General features: G+C 66.3%; 18 protein-coding genes. 5 read left to right on the forward strand and 13 right to left on the reverse strand.

The window, feature by feature from the left end:
* Window positions 1–363 precede the first annotated feature (363 nt).
* The gene (tyrS, locus tag ACGFK1_RS26670; protein ID WP_393436646.1) at window positions 364–1647 is read right to left on the reverse strand and encodes a tyrosine--tRNA ligase; all 1284 of its coding nucleotides are present in this window, start codon (window positions 1645–1647) and stop codon (window positions 364–366) included.
* 29 nt (window positions 1648–1676) lie between these two features.
* On the opposite strand from tyrS, the gene ACGFK1_RS26675 reads away from it, so the two are divergent.
* A complete protein-coding gene (locus ACGFK1_RS26675; protein WP_393436648.1) occupies window positions 1677–2111 on the forward strand; it encodes a DUF5990 family protein in 435 nt (144 codons plus the stop codon).
* Here the strand turns inward: ACGFK1_RS26675 and ACGFK1_RS26680 are convergent.
* Complete coding sequence (locus tag ACGFK1_RS26680) at window positions 2108–2749, reverse strand: DNA-3-methyladenine glycosylase (RefSeq protein WP_393436651.1); 642 nt, start codon at window positions 2747–2749, stop codon at window positions 2108–2110. The two genes, ACGFK1_RS26675 and ACGFK1_RS26680, sit on opposite strands and share 4 nt — an antisense overlap.
* Window positions 2750–2778: 29 nt before the next feature.
* Here ACGFK1_RS26680 and ACGFK1_RS26685 point away from each other — a divergent pair, with 29 nt between their 5' ends.
* Genes ACGFK1_RS26685 through ACGFK1_RS26695 form a run of 3 tightly spaced genes read left to right on the forward strand, consistent with a single transcriptional unit; the run spans window position 2779 to window position 4911 of the window.
* Complete coding sequence (locus ACGFK1_RS26685; RefSeq protein ID WP_393436653.1) at window positions 2779–3543, forward strand: ABC transporter ATP-binding protein; 765 nt, start codon at window positions 2779–2781, stop codon at window positions 3541–3543.
* Window positions 3477–4295 (forward strand): ABC transporter permease, encoded by an 819-nt coding sequence (locus ACGFK1_RS26690; RefSeq protein WP_393436656.1) that lies wholly within the window; start codon window positions 3477–3479, stop codon window positions 4293–4295. The genes ACGFK1_RS26685 and ACGFK1_RS26690 overlap by 67 nt, the downstream gene beginning before the upstream one ends.
* A gap of 1 nt (window position 4296) precedes the next feature.
* Entirely contained in the window at window positions 4297–4911 is a 615-nt protein-coding gene (locus tag ACGFK1_RS26695; RefSeq protein ID WP_393436659.1) for a TetR family transcriptional regulator, read from the forward strand.
* Here ACGFK1_RS26695 and ACGFK1_RS26700 read toward each other — a convergent pair.
* The 3 genes from ACGFK1_RS26700 to ACGFK1_RS26710 are packed head-to-tail and all read right to left on the reverse strand — an operon-like array spanning window position 4894 to window position 8704.
* On the reverse strand, window positions 4894–5118 hold the full coding sequence (locus ACGFK1_RS26700) for a Trm112 family protein (protein ID WP_393436662.1): 225 nt from the start codon (window positions 5116–5118) through the stop codon (window positions 4894–4896). The two genes, ACGFK1_RS26695 and ACGFK1_RS26700, sit on opposite strands and share 18 nt — an antisense overlap.
* Window positions 5119–5127: 9 nt before the next feature.
* A complete protein-coding gene (locus tag ACGFK1_RS26705; protein WP_393436665.1) occupies window positions 5128–5694 on the reverse strand; it encodes a hypothetical protein in 567 nt (188 codons plus the stop codon).
* A 40-nt stretch (window positions 5695–5734) separates the two neighbouring features.
* Window positions 5735–8704 carry an acyl-CoA synthetase gene (locus tag ACGFK1_RS26710; protein ID WP_393436667.1) on the reverse strand — a complete coding sequence of 990 codons (2970 nt, stop codon included), beginning with the start codon at window positions 8702–8704 and terminating at the stop codon, window positions 5735–5737.
* Window positions 8705–8781: 77 nt separating this feature from the next.
* On the opposite strand from ACGFK1_RS26710, the gene ACGFK1_RS26715 reads away from it, so the two are divergent.
* Window positions 8782–10527, forward strand: coding sequence for an ABC-F family ATP-binding cassette domain-containing protein (locus ACGFK1_RS26715; protein WP_393436670.1), 1746 nt, complete (start codon window positions 8782–8784; stop codon window positions 10525–10527).
* Here ACGFK1_RS26715 and argH read toward each other — a convergent pair.
* From argH to argC, 8 genes are all read right to left on the reverse strand, one after another.
* The gene (gene argH / locus ACGFK1_RS26720; protein ID WP_393436672.1) at window positions 10524–11936 is read right to left on the reverse strand and encodes an argininosuccinate lyase; all 1413 of its coding nucleotides are present in this window, start codon (window positions 11934–11936) and stop codon (window positions 10524–10526) included. The genes ACGFK1_RS26715 and argH overlap by 4 nt on opposite strands.
* Before the next feature lie 79 nt (window positions 11937–12015).
* Window positions 12016–13227 (reverse strand): argininosuccinate synthase, encoded by a 1212-nt coding sequence (locus ACGFK1_RS26725; protein ID WP_393436674.1) that lies wholly within the window; start codon window positions 13225–13227, stop codon window positions 12016–12018.
* A 13-nt stretch (window positions 13228–13240) separates the two neighbouring features.
* Window positions 13241–13717: an arginine repressor gene (locus ACGFK1_RS26730; protein ID WP_393436677.1), complete on the reverse strand. Its 477-nt coding sequence runs from the start codon at window positions 13715–13717 to the stop codon at window positions 13241–13243.
* Window positions 13714–14637: an ornithine carbamoyltransferase gene (gene argF / locus ACGFK1_RS26735; protein WP_393436680.1), complete on the reverse strand. Its 924-nt coding sequence runs from the start codon at window positions 14635–14637 to the stop codon at window positions 13714–13716. Before argF ends, ACGFK1_RS26730 begins: the two co-directional genes overlap by 4 nt.
* Complete coding sequence (locus ACGFK1_RS26740) at window positions 14634–15806, reverse strand: acetylornithine transaminase (protein ID WP_393436683.1); 1173 nt, start codon at window positions 15804–15806, stop codon at window positions 14634–14636. Before ACGFK1_RS26740 ends, argF begins: the two co-directional genes overlap by 4 nt.
* A 29-nt stretch (window positions 15807–15835) precedes the next feature.
* On the reverse strand, window positions 15836–16708 hold the full coding sequence (gene argB / locus ACGFK1_RS26745; RefSeq protein WP_393436686.1) for an acetylglutamate kinase: 873 nt from the start codon (window positions 16706–16708) through the stop codon (window positions 15836–15838).
* Window positions 16705–17919, reverse strand: coding sequence for a bifunctional glutamate N-acetyltransferase/amino-acid acetyltransferase ArgJ (gene argJ / locus ACGFK1_RS26750; protein ID WP_393436689.1), 1215 nt, complete (start codon window positions 17917–17919; stop codon window positions 16705–16707). Before argJ ends, argB begins: the two co-directional genes overlap by 4 nt.
* The gene (gene argC, locus ACGFK1_RS26755; protein ID WP_393436691.1) at window positions 17916–18965 is read right to left on the reverse strand and encodes an N-acetyl-gamma-glutamyl-phosphate reductase; all 1050 of its coding nucleotides are present in this window, start codon (window positions 18963–18965) and stop codon (window positions 17916–17918) included. Before argC ends, argJ begins: the two co-directional genes overlap by 4 nt.
* Window positions 18966–19022 lie beyond the last annotated feature (57 nt).

A 19022-nucleotide genomic window follows, 5' to 3' on the forward strand; every position in this document is an offset into this window, starting at 1 on the left:
AAACCACCCCCTAAACGGGAAAAAAAGGGGCGGCAAAAAACAACAAACAAAAACCACCAAACACACTATTGAGTTCTCAAACAACACACCCGCTCGGCCGCGCAACGAGCCCGCGGCCAAAGGCCGCGGATTACGTAGTGCGGACGATCAGGAACCCACCGAAGTGGGGCTTCCCTCTGGGAGCCGCCGCGCTCTTCGGGCCAGGCCCGTGTCGCAGCGACTCCGATAAGTTACGTGAGGGATAACTCGGAGTCAAATGGCCTGATAGATCGTGTCTTTCGGACTTCGACCCATCGTGCGCACGGATGTGCGTCGACTCCGACAAGTGGTCTAACGCACAGTGGCAATGGTTTGTTCCCGCGTTCAGCCGACACGCTCGACCCCGGCGAAATTTCGCTTTCCGCGCCTCAGCACCAGCCAGCGACCGTGAAGGAAGTCCGTCTGCTGCGGCGCCCACTCTTCGCTGTCGATGCGCGTGTTGTTGACATAGGCGCCGCCTTCGCCGATCGTCCGTCGCGCGGCCCCCTTGCTCGGCGAGAGTCCCGTGGCGACCAACAGGTCGGTGATGGTGTCCGGGCCACCTGGTTGGAGCTCGGCGACTGAGGCCTCGCGTAGTGCGGCGGACAGTGTCGGCTCATCGAGTTGCGACAACTCGCCCCTGCCGAACAGCGCCTGACTTGCATGTTCGACGCCGGTCGTCGCCGCCTCGCCGTGCACCAGCGTGGTCAGTTCGCGGGCGAGTCGGCGCTGCGCTGCGCGCTCGTGCGGCTTCTCCGCGGTGGCTTGCTCCAGTTCAGCGAGTTCTTCGCGAGACAGGAAAGTGAACCATCGCAGGTACCGCACGACGTCGGCGTCCGCTGTGTTGATGAAGTACTGATACCAGGTATAGGGGCTCGTCATGTCCGGGTCGAGCCACAGGCTGCCGCCACCGGTCGACTTGCCGAACTTCTTGCCTTCAGAGTCCGTCACCAACGGCGTCGTCAGCGCGTGCACCGTCGCGCCCGCGATCTGGCGAACCAGTCGCACCCCGGCGATGATGTTGCCCCACTGGTCCGACCCGCCGACTTGCAGTGCGCAGCCGTACCGCCGGTGCAGTTCCACGTAATCGTTGGCCTGCAGCAGCATGTAGCTGAACTCGGTGTAGGAGATGCCGTCGCCCTCCAGTCGGCGCCGGACCGTGTCGCGGTCGAGCATCACGTTGACCGAGAAGTGCTTACCGAGGTCACGGAGGAACTCGATCGCCGACAGCTCACTCGTCCACGACAAGTTGTTCTGCACGATCGCGCCGGTCGGCGAATCGTCGAAATCGACGAAGCGCTCCAACTGGCCGCGGATTCTGTCGGCCCAATCCGCGACGGTGTCGGCTGTGTTGAGTGTTCGTTCGCCGGTGTCGCGCGGATCGCCGATCATTCCGGTGGCGCCGCCGGCCAGCACGATGGGTCGATGTCCCGCCCGCTGAAAGCGCCGCAACGTCAGCAGCGGAATGAGGTGACCGGCGTGCAGACTCGGGGCGGTCGGATCGAAACCGGAGTAGACGGTCACGGGCCCGGAGCCGAGTTCGGTCGCAAGCGCCTCTCTGTCGGTGGACTGTGCAATCAGTCCCCGCCACTCCAACTCGTCGAGTATCGCCGCGTCCTCAGAAGTCACAGCTCGATCTTCCCTTACCGTCGACCCTGATGATTTTGCAGATCCAGGGCTATCACCTGCCGGGCCGCGTATGGCGGTCGGGCGACGAATGTTACGAGAACGTCCACGTCGGCATCCAGGTCGGCAAGGAGCCTCGCGAACTCGTGCGCGGCGATGCGTTGTCGTCGTCGTGGTCGCTGCCGATCGAGGTGGTCACATGCGATGGCAGCCTGGATTTCCGGGGCGCAGCAGTGCAGGGCAGACGCGGCGACCGTTTTGTCTACCTGACCTGGGGCAACGTTGACGTTGACGGGGCGTTCGCGATGTTCCGCCGTGCCAAACTCGTGCTCTCCGATCTCGAACCGCTCGTCGCAGAGTCCGACACCGCACACCTCATCGCCCGAGTCGATCTCACCGACGACCGCGGCGGACCACGATGCGCCCGGCTCAAACCACCGGCCCTGACGCTGCAACGCGCCAACTAATCACTCTCACCGGGTGCCGGCGCACGCGTGCTACGTCGGTACAGCGAGACCTCGGGTCGGCCGGTCAGCCAAAACCGCCAAGTTCGGTCCGCCGCCTTGCTCACCCCCACCCGCGGGCCAACGACAGCGTCGTGCTGCTCGCCCAGCGTCAACGTGATCGGGCTGGCCGTGTCGAACAAGTCAATCCCGTTGTCGTCCATCGTGATTCCGAGAGCTGAGCAAAGATTCCCTGGACCACGCGCCAATGCAGCGGGCCTCGTCGAATCGCCGCGTCGCGATCGAGCCGTGTCCAAGCCGGCCTCGACGGCGGCCGCGCGCAAGAGAACGGCAGCCGCAACGCCATCGGTGGCGCACACGACGTTCGCGCACACATGGATGCCGTGGCTGCGGTAGGTGTACAGCCGGCCCGGGGGCCCGAACATCACCTTGTTGCGTCCGGTCGGCCCACGATAGGAGTGCGCCGCGGCGTCCGGCCAGGGGCCATCGGCGGGCCCGCCGTACGCCTCCACTTCGACGATCGTCGCCGTGGTTCCGCGCCCGGTCAGAGTCGCCCCTAGCAGTCGGCGGGCCGCGGTGACGGGGTCGACGGACAGCGGCGCGGCGTTCACCCGTGCGATTGTGCCTTCGAGCCTTGACATGCCCTCCACCGGGGAGGACTATTCATCACATGATGAGTTCATCAAGCGATGAATTTCTTCGGGCGCCGGTCGAGCCCGCCATCGACGTCCGTCACCTTCGCGTCATCCGGGGCAAACGGGTCGCCCTGGACAGCATCTCGCTGCAGATCGCTCGCGGTTCGATCACCGCTCTGCTCGGCCCGTCCGGCTGTGGCAAGACAACGCTGATGCGCAGCATCGTCGGTACCCAGATCGTGGACGAGGGCACGGTGACGGTGCTTGGCCGTCCCGCAGGCTCGGCCGATTTGCGCCACCGAGTCGGCTACGTCACACAGGACCCGACGATCTACAACGACCTGCGCATCGTCGACAACGTTCGCTACTTTGCGGCGCTCTACGGAACCGGCGCCAGCGCCGCCGATCAGGCGATCGCTGCGGTCGGCCTCACCGATCATCGAACTGCGTTGTGCGGCAACCTTTCCGGCGGACAACGCACGCGCGTCTCATTGGCCTGTGCGCTGGTCTCGTATCCCGAACTCTTGGTGCTCGACGAGCCCACCGTCGGTCTTGACCCCGTTCTGCGGGTCGACCTCTGGGAGCAGTTCCACCAACTGGCCCGGCGCGGAACGACTTTGGTTGTTTCTAGTCACGTGATGGACGAAGCCGACAACTGCGGCGACCTGCTTCTGATGCGCGAAGGCCATCTGCTGGCCCACAGCACACCGGCGAAGCTACGAGAGGACACGGGATGTCAGTCACTGGAGCAAGCGTTTCTGTCCGTCATCAGGCACAACACCGCAACCGCGGCAAGCTGAGTCCGCAGGCCTACGTCGCCACCACCGGGCGGATTCTGCGTCAGCTCGCCGCCGACCACCGCAGCGTCGCGATGATCCTCGTTGTACCGAGCCTGATCATCACGCTGATGTACTTCATGTTTCAGAATGCGCCGCACCGGCCCGGCACGCCGAGCCCTTTCAACAACGCATGCCTGATCATGCTAGGAGTGTTTCCGCTCATCGTGATGTTTCTGATCACGTCGATCACTATGCAGCGGGAACGGGTTTCGGGCACGCTGGAGCGGATTCTGACCACTCCCCTTCGCAGGCTCGACCTGCTCGCCGCCTACGGCACCGCGTTTTCCATCGCCGCGGCGGCTCAGGCCACCCTGGCTTGCTTGGTGTCGTACCTGTTTCTCGGTCTGGACACCAAGGGCAGCCCGATTCTGGTGTTCCTCATCGCGATCATCAACGCCGTTCTCGGCGTGGGGCTCGGCTTGTTGTGTAGCGCATTCGCGCGCACAGAGTTTCAGGCAGTGCAGTTCATGCCGCTGGTGATCGCCCCGCAGCTGTTGCTGTGCGGCATCATCGTGTCCCGCGACGTGCTGCCCGACTGGCTGCGGTGGATCAGCAATGTGCTGCCGGCCAGCTACGCTTTGGAGGCGCTGCAGCAGGTTGGGGCATACTCGGAGCCGACGGTCATCGCGGTGCGCGACATCGCCGTCGTGGTCGGCTTCGCAGTGCTCGCGTTGGGCCTGGCGGCCGCGACGCTTCGACGGAGGACGCCATAATTTGACCGCAGAGCTCGAACGTAAACGCCCCGGACGCCCGCCGGGCATATCGGACACTCGTGAGCGGATCCTCGCGAGTGCGCGTAACCTGTTTGCCCGCAACGGCATTGACAAGACGTCGATCCGCGCGATCGCGAAGGACGCGGGCGTCGACCCGGCGTTGGTGCACCACTACTTCGGCACCAAGACGCAGCTGTTTGCAGCGGCCATCCACATTCCGATCGATCCGATGCAGGTGATCGGTCCGCTGCGGGAGGTGCCGGTGGACCAGATCGGCCACGTATTGCCGTCGATCCTGTTGTCGCTGTGGGATTCCGAGATGGGAAAGGGTTTCATCGCGACGCTGCGCTCGATACTCGCGGGTGGCGAAGTGTCGCTGATCCGCTCGTTTCTCCAAGAGGTGATCGCGGTCGAGGTCGGGAATCGGGTGGACAATCCGCCCGGCAGTGGGCGACTTCGTGTGCAGTTCGTCGCTTCTCAGTTGGTGGGCGTCGTGATGGCGCGATACATCCTGGAACTGGAGCCGTTCAAGTCACTGCCCGTCGAGCAGATCGCCGAAACCATCGCGCCCAACCTGCAGCGCTATCTGACCGGCGAGCTACCCGGCCTCACCTGAGGCGCGATCCAGCATCCGCTGGTGCTCGGCATCGTCTGTCACGGTGACCGCTTCGTCGACGAGTAGCACCGGAATGCCGTCCTCGATCCGGTACGCGCGGCGCAGCCGGGGGTTGTACAGGTACTCCTGATGGGTTGAGTCGACCAGCAACAGCGGGCCGAGGTCCTGCGGGCAGACCAGAATGCTCAGCAGCTTTTCGTCGAGCACGACGTCTGGCTAGCCGACGCCGATGAACATGCCGGGGTTTCCGCCCGGCTCCACGGGCACGCCCGGCGGGACTGCTGGCCCCATGCCCGGCGGGGCCTGGCCGATGCCGAAGTTGTATCCCGGCTGAGACGGGTTGTTCGCGTTCTGCTGGAGCGCCTGCATCTTGTGCTGGTATGCCAGCGTGTCCTTCAGCGCCTCGATGAGTGGCTCCTGGTTCGGGCGGTAGTCCAACGCCTTCACGATGGCGTCTTTGTTTGCGTTGGAGGGCTTGAAGCCCTGGGCGCGGAGTTGCAGCACGCTGTGGATCAGCTGGGACAGCTGACCGCCGCCTGCGCCGGTGTCGTAGTCCTGGTCGATGATGGCGAGGACCTGATCGGCTGTCATCGCCGGCGCGGCGTCGGCCGGAGCGCTCGCTGCCGCCGGGTCGTTCTTGGCGCATTCGGCCCCTGTGCAGCTTTGACCGGGCTCGGCGAACGCGGGCGCCACCCCGACGCCCATCAGGAGTCCGATCACCACGGCGCTGCCGCCCAAGGCGCCCGTCACGGGGCGCCGCAGATTACCGGTCTGCAATGTCATCTCCTCCTGCCGCCAGCGGGAGCCTAACAGTGATGACGCTTCACTGTTGGGCGCCGGCGATCTCGGTACGTACGGCGACAGTCAACCGCCTGTACCGATTCGTATCGGGGTCCAGATACCAAGCGTTACGCGACGGCTTGGGGATGCCCTGCTCCTTCAGCGGGCTGACCAACGGCCGGTAGGACGCGCCGAGCTTCATGTCCGGCACCACATGCACGATGTCGGGCGGGCAGCCGACTGGCAGATCGGCCAGTGCCTCGTTCAGATCCGCCGACGGAATGCTGCCGCCGGGACACAGCGCAAGCGCGGTCACGGATAGGTGCGCACCGTTCACGTCGACGCCGTAGGTGACGGACAGATCGACCGCTCCGAGCCTGCCGACCGCATCGTTGACGGTCGAGGCGAACACAATGCCGCGCTCGGTGTGAATGACGGCGCCACGGTTGTCGACCAGCCAATAGTCACCGTCCTCGTCCCGACGGAACAGGTATTCCGTCGACACCCACGTATCGGCGGGCGCGAAGACGCCGCGCTTGACCGACGCAGTCGGGTCCACCGGTCCGCGTGGGTGGGCCAGCAGCACACCGACCTCGTTGGTGTCGGCCCTGCGGACGAATCCGCGGTCGTCTTCCAGAATCAGGTCATCAACGGCGTCGTAGGCGGCGAGTTCGACGTCGCCGCCGCCGGGGAGCGGTCGGCCCTTGCTGCCTACCTTGGCCCCGGACACGTTGGCGAGCACGGCCTGGCCGTCGGTCGTCGCGAAGAACTCGACGATGTGGGCAGGCGCGAACACCTCTTCGACACGCTTCCACAGACCGGTCGGCATACCGGATCCGATGAACAGCCGCACCGGATGGCTGCCCGTCAACGAAAACGACGGGTCGTCGATGACCTCACGCAGCATCGCCCACGTATAGGACACGACCGTGACGCCGTACTGACGGATCTCCTGCAGGAACCGGGCCGGGCGCAGTTCCCGCGACAACGCGATGCGCGACCCGCCGACGACCGCGCCGCCGAGGCTCACCAGCAACCCGGACTGGTGATGCAACGGCGTCAAGCAATAGACGGTGTCCGCACGGCCGAGGTTGGCGGCCGACGCCGTACCGAATGCGGACAGTGCCCACCGGTAGTTGGTGATCTGGCGGGCCACCAGGTCGCCACCGATGTTGCTGAACCCGATGAACGCCAGGTCGCGGGCCAGACCCGGGTTGGGTCGATACCAGCCGGGCAGGTCGACGACGTCAGGGTCGATCTTCTCCATGTCGATGACCTCGGCGTGCTCGGGCAGATGCAGATCTCGTGATTCGCCGCCGCCGAGCACCAGCACCCGCATGTTGAGCCTGCGTGCTGTTTCGAGGTTGGTCGGGTCGGCAATCACCTCTGACACCGCGCCCAGCCGCGCCGCCCGAACCAAGTCCACGTCGGGCGGCATCAACACCGCGACCGCGCCGAGGCGTGAGAGCGCGGCGATCGCGACGAGCGCACTGGGCCGGGTTTCCATCAGCACACCGACGCGCGCGCCCTGCCGGACACCGACCTCGATCAGGCCCCGCACGACATTGTTGATGCGGCGGTCCACCGCCTCGTAGGTGTGCACGCGCCCGTCGAACAACAGGCACTCGCCCTGGGGCACGTCGCGGGCCTGCTCGGACATGATACGACCGAGCGAGATGCGGGTGTGATCGTTGATCTGGCCGAGCCGGGCCAACCTCGGCAGGGTGCGATACGTCTCGATCGCGAGCGTCCGCGCCGACTTGTTGGCGGCTACCAAAGCTTCGGCGGCGGTGCGGGCCAGGCTGAACGCCAGCTCGGTGGCCGCCGCGGTGGTGTGTGCCACACGCGAGGTGAACGAGACGCCGCTCTCGCTGTGTTCCGCGGGCTGCAGCGCCATCGGGTTGACGCCATCGGGTTGCTCCCCGCCGCCGTCGATCCACATGACCCACTGCGCGACGGTCGGCCACGTCTGGCTCGCGGCCTTAGAGCCGACCACCAGGCCGAAATGCCCTGCGCGGATGAGGAATTCATAGACATCTGCCTTGGGCGCGGCGCGTTTGATGCCTCGCACCGAGGCCGGCTGGCCGATGTCGTCGACCTCGCCGACCACGGCCAGCACCGGGCAGTCGATATCCGAGAGCGTGACCAGGTCACCGTGGATCGAGAAGCCGCCGCTCATCATCCGGTTGTGGGCGATGAACTGCTTGAGCAGCTCGGCGATTGCAGGTCCGGACCACGCGATCCAACCATCCGAGGCAAGGAACCGACGCTGCTGCTCGCGGCTCAGCAGCGCCTCGCGGTCATGCAGTTGCCGCAGGAACTCCAGCCGCGACTGCGCGGTTTTGACGGGGTCGAGCATCTGGAAGCCGGTGCGCGCCAGCCAGCCGGGGATGTCGATGCGGCTGAACACGTGATCGGCCATGAACTCGGCGGCCGCCGGAGCCATGCTGGCCGGCATGTTCATCGGCAACGCCGCAAGGGTGTCGACCGGCGACCCGAACGCCACGATGCTCGCCAAATCCTTCGACCGGCGATAGGCCGCCGCTTGGTAGGCGAACATTCCCCCCTGCGAATAGCCGGCCAGGTGCACATCGCGGCCGGTGACCTCTTTGACGGTGTCGATCGCTTCGCTCAATGCGACGACGTGGTCCGCGAGGTTGCGTTCCATGCCGCCCTCGACCTTGTCTGGTGAGCCGAAGTCGATCACCCACGGGTCGATGCCCGCGTTGTGCAGGATCCCGACCGCGCCGTCGTCGCGGGTGACGTCCCACATGTCGGCCGACATCATCATCGGATGCACCATCAACACCGGAGGCCCAGGCCGTTTCGCACCGGGCCGCGCGTCCGGCGGAAAGTAGCGCCGCAGTCGGTACATCGGGACGCTCTCGATGATCTGAAATGGGGAAGGTACGGCCCCGGTCTCGAGGCCGCCGTAGCGCAGCACTTCCAACCCGTTCTGTGCGGTGGCCACCAGCCGCCCCACAGGCCTGGTAATAGCCGACAGATCCACCACCACTCCCCTTAATGCGCCTTCAGTCCCCCGACTGCACTGATCATCATTTCACGCCGCCCACATATCATCGGCGCCTGATGGCGAATCTGATCAACGCCGAGCGGGCGACCGTCGGATACGGCACACGGACACTGCTGGACGGAGTCAGCCTCGGTGTCGACGAGGGCGACGCGGTCGGCGTCGTCGGTCGAAACGGTGACGGCAAGACGACGCTGCTTCAAGTGTTGACCGGCGCTCGGCCGCCCGATTCGGGCCGGGTGACGCACACCTCCGGTTTGTCCGTTGGCTACTTGCGTCAGGGCGATGAGCTGATAGGCGCCACCGTGCGGGACGTGATCGTCAAGGGCCGCGCCGACCATGTGTGGGCGGCCGAACCCGAGACGCGTGAGGTGGTTTCGCACCTGTTGGCCGGCATCGATCTGGACTCGCCGGTCGGCGTGTTGTCGGGTGGCGAGCGGCGGCGGGTGGCGCTGGCCGAGGTCCTGTTGGCCGGCCACGACGTGCTGGTGCTCGACGAGCCGACGAACCATCTCGACGTCGAGGTGATCGGGTGGCTGGCCCGGTACCTGACCGGGCGCCGGGCCAAGGCGCTGGTGGTGGTGAGTCACGACCGCTGGTTTCTGGACGCGGTGTGCACGCGCACATGGGAGGTACACGACGGCGCGGTCGACGCCTACGAGGGCGGCTACGCGGCCTACGTCCTGGCTCGCGCCGAGCGGATGCGGGTGGCGGCGGGGACGGAGGCGCGTCGGCGCAACCTGATGCGCAAGGAGCTGGCATGGCTTCGACGCGGCCCCCCTGCACGCACGTCGAAACCGAAGTTCCGTATCCAGGCCGCCAACGAACTGATCGCCAACGAGCCGCCACCGCGGGATTCGCTTGTGCTGCAACGGTTTGCCATCACCCGACTGGGTAAGGACGTTTTCGACCTGCACCGGGTCGTGTTGCAGGTCGCCGATCGGGTGATCTTGGATCGCGTGGATTGGTCCATCGGACCAGGTGCCAGGATCGGGTTGGTCGGCGTCAACGGCACCGGAAAGACGTCGGTGCTGCGGTTGTTGACCGGCGAACTCCAGCCGTCGGCAGGAACGATTAAGCGTGGCAGCACACTGCGGATCGGCTACTTGAGCCAGGCACTAGCCGAATTGGACGGTGCCGCGCGGGTTTTGGACGCAGTCGAGAACCGCCGCCGGATAACTGAGCTCGCGGCGGGGCGGGAGATCAGCGCCGACACTCTGCTGAAGGACTTCGGTTTCACGGGCGACAAGCTGACGACGCGGATCGCCGAACTGTCCGGCGGTGAACGACGCCGACTGCAGTTCCTCCGGCTACTGCTCGACGAGCCCAACGTGCTGCTGCTCGACGAGCCGACCAATGACCTGGACATCGACACGCTGACCGTGATCGAGGATTACCTGGACGGCTGGCCGGGCACGCTGATCGTCGTCACCCACGACCGGTATTTCTTGGAGCGGGTCAGCGACGTGACGTATGCGCTGACCGGCGGCGGCCGATGCGATCTGCTTCCCGGCGGTATCGAGCAGTATCTGGCGGATCGGGCCAACGCGTCCGGCGGAACCAAGGCCGCGTCGCCGTCGCGAAGTGAGTCGTCGTCGGCCCGGCAGCGCAGAACGGGTAAGGAAATGGCCCGCATCGAGGGTCAGCTCGAAAAGCTCGACGACCAGATCGCCGCGCTGCATGAGGCGATGGCCGAGGCGGCTGCCGATCATGTGCGGGTCGGCGAGCTCAACGGCCAGCTTCAGGAACTCTTGGAGCGCAAGGAGACTCTGGAGGAGGCGTGGCTGGCTGCCGCCGAGGACTAGCGACGCAACCGGCCCCGTAGCCGGTCAGCAGTCTCCCGGACGACGCCGAGTTGTTTGGCAACCTGGATCGGGGCCGTGCCACCACGCGCGTCACGCGAGTTGACCGACCCGTCGACGGTGAGCACCTCGCGCACTTCGAGCGTCAATTCGGGGTGGATACCGGCAAGCTCGGCATCCTCGAGATCCTCGAGCCCAACGCCGCGGGCTTCCGCGGCGCGCACCGCCGCGCCCGCGGCCTCGTGCGCGACCCGGAACGGGACTCCCCTGCGCACAAGCCATTCCGCGACGTCGGTGGCCAGCGTGTAGCCCAGCGGCGCCAGTTCCGCCATCCTGTCGACGTCGAAGCGCAGGGTGGCGACGAGGCCTGCCATCGCGGGCAGCAGCAGTTCGAGTTGGGCTACCGAGTCGAAGACCGGCTCCTTGTCCTCCTGCAGGTCGCGGTTGTAAGCCAACGGCTGCGCCTTGAGCGTGGCCAGCAGGCCGGTGAGGTTGCCAATCAGCCTGCCTGCTTTGCCCCTGGCCAGCTCGGCGATGTCCGGGTTCTTCTTCTGCGGCATGATCGAACTGCCCGTCGACCATGAATCGTGCAGGGTGACATATCCGAATTCGGTTGTGCTCCAGAGGATGATGTCTTCTGCCAGCCGGGACAGGTCGACGCCTATCATCGACAGCACGAAGGCCGCCTCCGCGGCGAAGTCACGGGCGGCTGTCGCATCGATCGAGTTGTCCGCCGCCGTGTCGAACCCGAGGTCCTCGGCGATCGCGTCGGGATCCAATCCGAGCGACGACCCGGCCAGTGCGCCGGAACCGTACGGCGACACCGCGGCCCGCTTGTCGAAGTCTGCTATCCGATCGACGTCGCGCAGCAGGGGATGGGCGTGGGCCAGCAGGTGATGGGCCAGCAGCACCGGCTGTGCGGACTGCAGGTGCGTCTTGCCGGGCATGATCGCCGTCGGATGCGACGCCGCCTGGGTGGCAAGTGCACCCACTACGTCCAGCACACCGTCGGCCACCCGTCTGATCGCATCGCGCAGCCACATCCGAAACAGCGTGGCCACCTGGTCGTTACGCGACCGGCCCGCCCGCAGCCTGCCGCCAAGATCCTCGCCGACCCGGTCGATCAGGCCGCGTTCCAGCGCACCGTGCACGTCCTCATCGGTGACGAGCGGCCCGAAGCTGCCGTCGGCGACGTCGGAGGCCAGGCTGTCCAGACCGGCAAGCAGACCGTCACGTTGCTGCTCGGTCAGCAGCCCCGCGCGGAACAGCACCAGCGTGTGGGCCTTCGATGCGGCGACGTCGTAGGGCGCCAGCACCCAGTCGAAGTGCGTCGACTTGCTCAGCGCGGCAAGGGCATCCGACGGCCCGTCGGCGAACCGGCCGCCCCAGAGCGATCCCTCATTGGTGCTCACTGGTCAGTCATTCCTGCGCGAGCGACCGCGTTTGTACGCAAATTGCGGCGTGTCCTCGTACAGACACGGTCGCTCGCGGTCATTTGGCCAAGTCCCTGCGGGCAGAGATCTTCGACGACAGGCCGTGCACATGGACGAAGCCCTTGGCCGAGGACTGGTCGAACGTGTCGCCCTCGTCGTACGTCGCGAGGTTGAAGTCGTAGAGCGATTCGTTGCTGCGGCGGCCATTGACGGCGATGTGCCCGCCGTGCAACACCATCCGGATCTCACCGGACACGTGTTGCTGGGTGTTGGCGACGAACGCCTCCAGCGCGGCCTTCAGCGGCGAGTACCACAGGCCGTCGTACACCAGCTCTCCCCATTTCTGGTCGGTGCCTCGCTTGAACCGCCCGAGTTCGCGTTCCAGCGTCACGTGTTCGAGTTCGGTGTGCGCCGTGATGAGCACCATGGCGCCCGGCGCCTCGTAGATCTCGCGGCTCTTGATGCCGACCAGCCGATCCTCGACGACATCGAGTCGTCCGACGCCCTGCGAACCCGCGCGCTGGTTGAGTTCCTCGATGGCCTGAAGCACCGTCACTGGTCGGCCGTCGATCGAGACAGGAACGCCCTTGTCGAAGCCGACGATCACCTCGTCGGGTGTGCTCCAGTTGACCGTCGGGTCCTCGGTGTAGTCGTAGACGTCCTTCGTCGGCGCGTTCCACAGATGCTCCAGGAAGCCGGTCTCGACGGCGCGGCCCCACACATTCTGGTCGATCGAGAAGGGCGACCGCTTGGTGACGTTGATCGGGATCGCGTTCTCCTCCGCGAACGCGATGGCCTTCTCCCGCGTCCATGCGTAGTCGCGGACCGGAGCCAGCACCTCGAGATCGGGTGCCAGCGAAGCGAACCCGACCTCGAAACGGACCTGGTCATTGCCCTTCCCGGTGCAGCCGTGTGCGACGATCCCGCCGCCGAACTCCCGGGCCGCGGCCACCAGATGCTTGACGATCAGCGGCCGCGACAGCGCCGACACCAACGGATAGCGGTCCATGTAGAGCGCGTTCGACTTGATCGCGGGCAGGCAATACTCCTCCGCGAACTCGTCTTTGGCATCGACGACCACGGCCTCCACAGCCCCGCAATCCAGCGCCCGCTTGCGAACGACCTCCATGTCCTCGCCGCCCTGGCCGAGGTCGATGGCGACCGCGACCACTTCACGTCCGGTTTCCTTGCCGATCCAGCTGATCGCCACGGAGGTGTCCAAACCACCGGAATACGCCAAAATGACGCGTTCGGATCCCGATTTTGGCAACCTAATCTCCTCCTTATTGAATGCTTTCCAGCTTCGCGGCGAGTTCAGCGCCGGTCATCGGCTCGCGGGCCACTACAAAAATGGTGTCGTCGCCGGCGATTGTGCCGACCACATAGGGAAGCGCGGCGCGATCCATCGCGCTGGCCAGATAGTGCGCCGCCCCTGGCGGCGTGCGCAGTACGGCGAGGTTGCCGCTGGAATCCGTGGACACCAGCAGCTCACCGAGTAATCGCGAAACACGTTCGGTGCCACCGGCAACCCCACGGACCGGGCTGCCGTCCTCTGGTACGACGTACACGCCGACGCCTCCGTCGGCGCCGCGTAGCTTGACCGCGCCAAGCTCTTCCAGGTCGCGGGACAGCGTGGCCTGCGTGACGTCGATCCCTTCATCGGCCAGCATCGCGGCCAATTCGGTCTGGCTGTGCACAGGTTGCGACGACAGGATCGACACGATGCGGGCCTGCCTGCTGACCCGGGTCGCGGAAGTCATGCTCGCTCCAGCAGCCACACCAGCAGTGCCTTCTGCGCGTGTAGCCGGTTCTCCGCCTCGTCCCATACCGCGCTGTGTGGTCCATCGATCACCTCGTCGGTGATTTCGTGACCCCGATGCGCCGGGAGGCAGTGCAGCACAACAGCATCCGAATCGGCGATGCTGACCAGCTCGGAGTTCAGCTGGAACGGCCGGAACGGCCGCACCCGGTCCAGCCCGTCGTTTTCCTGGCCCATGGAGGTCCAGGTGTCGGTGACCAGTACGTCCGCGCCGTCGGCGGCTTGTTTCGGGTCCGCCGTTACGGTGGCCGTCGCTCCGGTCAACTGTGCGCGTTCCTTCGCGGCCGCGACGAATTCGGGATCCGGTTCGAAACCCTTTGGCGCGGCGATGGTGACGTGAATACCGGCGGTGACGCCGCCGAGCATCAGCGAGTGAGCCATGTTGTTGGCCCCGTCACCGAAGTAGGCCATCCGCAGCCCCTTCAGGTCGCCCTTGCGTTCGGCCAGCGTCTGCAGATCGGCGAGCACCTGGCACGGATGGAACTCGTCGGACAACGCGTTGACCACCGGCACGCTGGCTCCGGATGCCATGGCACTCAGGCGTTCCTGGGCGAACGTGCGCCACACGATCGCGTCGACGTAGCGGGACAACACCCGGCCGGTGTCCTCGAGGGTCTCCTCGCGGCCGAGCTGAGTGCTGCGGCCGTCGACCACGACTGCATGCCCACCGAGTTGGGCGATGCCCATCTCGAACGAGAACCGGGTGCGGGTCGAGTTCTTGTCGAACATGACCGCGACACCGCGCGGCCCGTCAAGGGGCCTGCGGCTGAACGGGTCTTTCTTCAGCTCAGCCGCGAGCGCCAACACCTCGGCTTGCTCGTCGGGGGTGAGGTCGTCGTCCCGCAGGAAATGACGCGTCATGACTGAGCACCTCTGTCCAGGACGGCGGGCAGCGCCTCGAGGAAGTCGTCGATCTGACCTTCGGTGATCACCAGCGGTGGCGCCAGCCGAATGACGTCGGGGGCGGCGGCGTTGACCAGGAACCCGGCCTCACGGGCCGCTGCCTCAACGGGTTTCGCGGCTTCGGCGGTCAACACGATGCCTTGCAGCAGTCCCCTGCCGCGGACATGGCCGACCAGCCGATGCCCCAACTCTTCGATGCCGTGCGACAGCGTCTTGCCGAGCGCACCGGCCCGGCCGATCAAATCGTCGTCGGTGAGCACCTTGAGCACCGCGTTGGCCGCGGCGGTGCAGACGGGGTTGCCGCCGAACGTGCTTCCGTGCAGGCCTGGGGTCAGCAGGTCAGCGGTCTCACCGATCGCCAGGCACGCGCCGATCGGCAGCCCGCCGCCCAACCCCTTGGCGAGGGTGACGATGTCGGGCGTGATGCCGTCGTGCTGGTGGGCGAAAAACGCCCCGGTGCGACCCATCCCGGTCTGCACTTCGTCCAGCACAAGCAGCGCTGCATGGCCGGCGGTGATCTCCCGCGCTGCGGCCAAGTAGCCTGCGGGCGGAACTACCACACCGCCCTCCCCCATGATCGGTTCGAGGAAAACGGCGGCGGTGGCGTCGTCCACGGCGGCGGCCAGCGCCTGAGTGTCCCCGTACGGCACGTGGGTGACATCGCCGGGCAGGGGGGCGAACGGCTCCTGCTTCGACGGCTGGCCGGTCAGCGCAAGCGAGCCCATCGTGCGGCCGTGAAAAGCGCCATGCGTAGCAACGAGTTTCGTCCGTCCCGTCAATCGCGTGATCTTGAACGCTACCTCGTTGGCCTCTGTGCCCGAATTGCAGAAGAACACGCGTGCATGCGCGCCGAGCAATCCGACAAGCGACTCGGCCAGCGCGATACCGGGTTCGGTGGCGTACAGGTTCGAGGTGTGCCCAAGGGTGTTCAGCTGTGTGGTGACGGCGTCGATGACGGCGGGATGCCGGTGGCCGAGGAGGTTGACCGCGATGCCGCCAAGCAGATCGACGTACGACTTGCCGTCGACGTCCGTCACCACGGCGCCGTCACCACTGGCCAACGCAAGCGGTGGCGTGCCGTAGTTGTTCATCATCACGCCCGACCAGCGCTCCAGGACGTCCGTCATGCGCGATCCGCCTTCGCTCCTCGCTCGACTCATGCGGGAATCACCTTGGTGCCCGTCCCTTCGTCTGTGAACAATTCGACCAGCACGCAGTGTTCGACCCGACCGTCGATGACGTGTGCGCTCGGCACGCCGCCGGATACGGCGCGCAGGCATGCCTCGACTTTGGGCACCATGCCGGACTCGAGCGTCGGCAGCAGTTGTGTCAGTGCGGCGGTGTCGATCTCGCTGACCAGTGAGTCGCGGTCGGGCCAACTGGTGTACAAGCCTTCGACGTCGGTCAGCACGACGAGTTTCTCGGCACGCAGCGCGCCGGCCAGCGCGGCAGCCGCGGTGTCGGCGTTGATGTTGTGCACGACGCCGTCGATGTCCGGAGCGATCGTCGAGACCACCGGGATGCGCCCGGCGGCAATGAGATCGAGCAGCGCAGCGGCGTCGACGTGTTCGACGTCGCCGACAAGACCGATGTCGGTGGCCACCCCGTCCACCGTGACGCTGCGCCGCACCGCGGTGAACAGGTGGGCGTCCTCACCGGTGACGCCGACCGCGTACGGCCCATGCGCGTTGATCAGGTTGACCAGCTCGCGACCGACCTGACCGAACAGCACCATCCGGGCCACGTCGAGCACTTCCGGTGTGGTGACGCGGAAGCCGCCCTTGAAATCGCCTTCGATACCGAGCTTTTTGAGCATCGCGCTGATCTGCGGGCCGCCGCCGTGGACGACGACCGGATGGATGCCGCAGTTGCGCAGGAACACCATGTCGGCGGCGAAGGCGGTCTTGAGGACGTCATCGGTCATCGCGTTGCCGCCGTACTTGACGACGACGATCTTGCCGTGCAGTTGTTTCAGCCACGGCAGAGCCGCGGCGAGAACCTGCGCCTTCACCGGCGTCGCCAGGGTCATGAGCTGTAGGCCGAGTTCTCTTCGACGTAGCCGTGCGACAGATCGGTGGTCCGGATGCTTGCGCCCGCTGCGCCGACGCCGAGGTCGATGGTGACGTCGATATCCGCTCCCGACAGGTCGACATCGCGTGCCCCCGGCGCGCCGGTGCTGTCGATGCAGACCGGGAAGCCGTTGAACGACACGCTGATCCGCTCGGCGTCCAGGGTCACCGGCGCCATGCCCACTGCGGCCAGTACCCGCCCCCAATTCGGATCCGAGCCGAACAGCGCAGTCTTGACAAGGCTGTCGCGCGCCACCACTCGGGCGGCGGTCAGCGCATCGTCTTCGGAGGCCGCGCCAGTCACCGTGACGACGACACGTTTCGTGACGCCCTCGGCGTCAGCCTGCAACTGGGCACACAGGTCGTCGCATACCTGCAGCACCGCGTCGTCGAGTTCGGCCTGGCTGGGGGTGACCGCGCTGGCGCCCGACGACAGAAGCAACACGGTGTCGTTGGTGGAGCAGCTGCCGTCGACGTCGAGACGGTCGAACGTCAATGCGGCAGCTTTTCGCAGCGCTCTGTCAAGGGTCGCGGCGTCGGCGACGGCGTCGGTGGTGATGACGGTCAGCATGGTGGCCAGCGACGGGGCCAGCATGCCCGCGCCCTTGGCCATACCGCCGACCGTCCAGTTGCCGCTGTGGTGCAGGGCAACCTGTTTCGGCACAGTGTCGGTGGTCATGATGGCGCGGGCAGCCTCCTCGCCGCCCGTCAGTCCGCCTGCCATCTCATGCACGACCTCGGTGACACCGGCCAGCACCTTGTCCATCGGCAGCCGGTCGCCGATCAGCCCGGTGGAGCAGACCGCCACCTCGATGGCGCCGGTCTCGGTGCCCCAGTCCGACAACGCGGCGGCGACGGCTTCGGCGGTGGCGTGGGCGTCCTGGAAGCCCTGCGGGCCGGTGCACGCGTTGGCGCCACCGGAGTTGAGGATCACCGCGCGTAGCCGACCGGTGGTCAGCACTTGCTGCGACCACAACACCGGCGCGGCCTTCACCTTGTTGCGGGTGAACACGGCCGCCGCGGCGTAGTCGGGTCCCTCGTTGAACACCAAAGCCAGGTCGAGTGCGCCGGATGCCTTGATGCCCGCGGCGATTCCGGTGGCGCGAAACCCTGCCGGCGCGGTGACACCCTGGGTCCGGACCAGCCTGGTGGTTTCGGTCGTGTCGGTCACGGCGCCACTCCCACGATCGAAAGCCCTTCCGTCTCTTGCCAACCCAAAGCGAGGTTCATCGACTGCACGGCCGCTCCGCCGGTCCCCTTGACGAGATTGTCGATGGCGGCGATTGCAACGAACGTCCCCGCGTCCTCGTCCACTGCAACGGCCAACTGCGCGGCGTTGCTGCCGATCACCGCGCCGGTCTTCGGCAGCTGGCCATCGGGCAGGAGGTACACGAAAGGTTCGTCGTCATAAGCTTTTTCGTAAGCGGCCCGCAGTTCGGACAGCGGCGCTGCGGTGCGGGCCGTGCAGGTCGCCAGGATCCCGCGCGATGTCGGGATCAGCACCGGTGTGAACGAGACGGTGACGTCTTTGTCGGTCAACGCGTTGAGTCCCTGCGCGATCTCCGGGGAGTGCCGGTGCGTGCCGCCGATGTTGTAGGCACGGGCCGACCCGATGACCTCCGAGCCCAGCAGGTCCACTTTGGCCGCGCGGCCCGCCCCGGAGGTGCCGCTCACCGCGACGACGGTGACCGCAGGCTCGACCAGGTCTTCGGCGATCGCGGGCCACAATGCGAGCAGCGCGGCCGTCGGATAACAGCCAGGCACGGCGATCCGCTTGGCGCCGCGCAGCCGGTCGCGTGCGCCGGGCAGTTCCGGTAGGCCGTAGGGCCAGCTGCCCGCGTGGGTCGAACCGTAGAACTTCTCCCATGCCGCCGGATCGGTGAGCCGGAAATCGGCGCCGCAGTCGATGACGACGGTGTCGGAGCCCAACTGCTCGGCCAGCGCCGCCGAATGCCCGTGCGGCAGCGCCAGGAAGACCACGTCATGACCGGTCAGCACGTCGACATCGGTGGCGTCCAGCACCCGACCCGCCAGCGGCAACAGGTGCGGATGATGCTCGGCGACGGTGGTTCCTGCACTGGCCGCGGCGGTCAATGCGCCGATGGTCAACCGACCGTCCGCGTAGGCCGGATGACCGAGGAGCAGCCGGAGAATCTCGCCGCCGGCGTATCCGCTGGCACCGGCGACCGCGACAGACGTCATGCACCGATTCTGCATGCTTATGCAGATCGTTGCAAATTGATTACATAACGAGCACCGACAGCTGCCGCCCCG

The organism is Mycobacterium sp. NPDC048908, from assembly GCF_043197955.1.
In the GTDB taxonomy this organism is placed as follows: domain Bacteria; phylum Actinomycetota; class Actinomycetes; order Mycobacteriales; family Mycobacteriaceae; genus Mycobacterium.

What these genes read in the sequence shown, in the direction of transcription:
- ACGFK1_RS26675 (WP_393436648.1), top strand. Translation starts at nt 1,677, where the DNA reads ATGATTTTGCAGATCCAGGGCTATCACCTGCCGGGCCGCGTATGGCGG.
- ACGFK1_RS26715 (WP_393436670.1), top strand. Translation starts at nt 8,782, where the DNA reads ATGGCGAATCTGATCAACGCCGAGCGGGCGACCGTCGGATACGGCACA.
- ACGFK1_RS26730 (WP_393436677.1), bottom strand. Translation starts at nt 13,717, where the DNA reads ATGACTTCCGCGACCCGGGTCAGCAGGCAGGCCCGCATCGTGTCGATC.
- ACGFK1_RS26705 (WP_393436665.1), bottom strand. Translation starts at nt 5,694, where the DNA reads ATGACATTGCAGACCGGTAATCTGCGGCGCCCCGTGACGGGCGCCTTG.
- ACGFK1_RS26740 (WP_393436683.1), bottom strand. Translation starts at nt 15,806, where the DNA reads ATGACGGACGTCCTGGAGCGCTGGTCGGGCGTGATGATGAACAACTAC.
- argF (WP_393436680.1), bottom strand. Translation starts at nt 14,637, where the DNA reads ATGACGCGTCATTTCCTGCGGGACGACGACCTCACCCCCGACGAGCAA.
- ACGFK1_RS26680 (WP_393436651.1), bottom strand. Translation starts at nt 2,749, where the DNA reads ATGTCAAGGCTCGAAGGCACAATCGCACGGGTGAACGCCGCGCCGCTG.
- argB (WP_393436686.1), bottom strand. Translation starts at nt 16,708, where the DNA reads ATGACCCTGGCGACGCCGGTGAAGGCGCAGGTTCTCGCCGCGGCTCTG.
- ACGFK1_RS26685 (WP_393436653.1), top strand. Translation starts at nt 2,779, where the DNA reads ATGATGAGTTCATCAAGCGATGAATTTCTTCGGGCGCCGGTCGAGCCC.
- argC (WP_393436691.1), bottom strand. Translation starts at nt 18,965, where the DNA reads ATGCAGAATCGGTGCATGACGTCTGTCGCGGTCGCCGGTGCCAGCGGA.
- ACGFK1_RS26690 (WP_393436656.1), top strand. Translation starts at nt 3,477, where the DNA reads ATGTCAGTCACTGGAGCAAGCGTTTCTGTCCGTCATCAGGCACAACAC.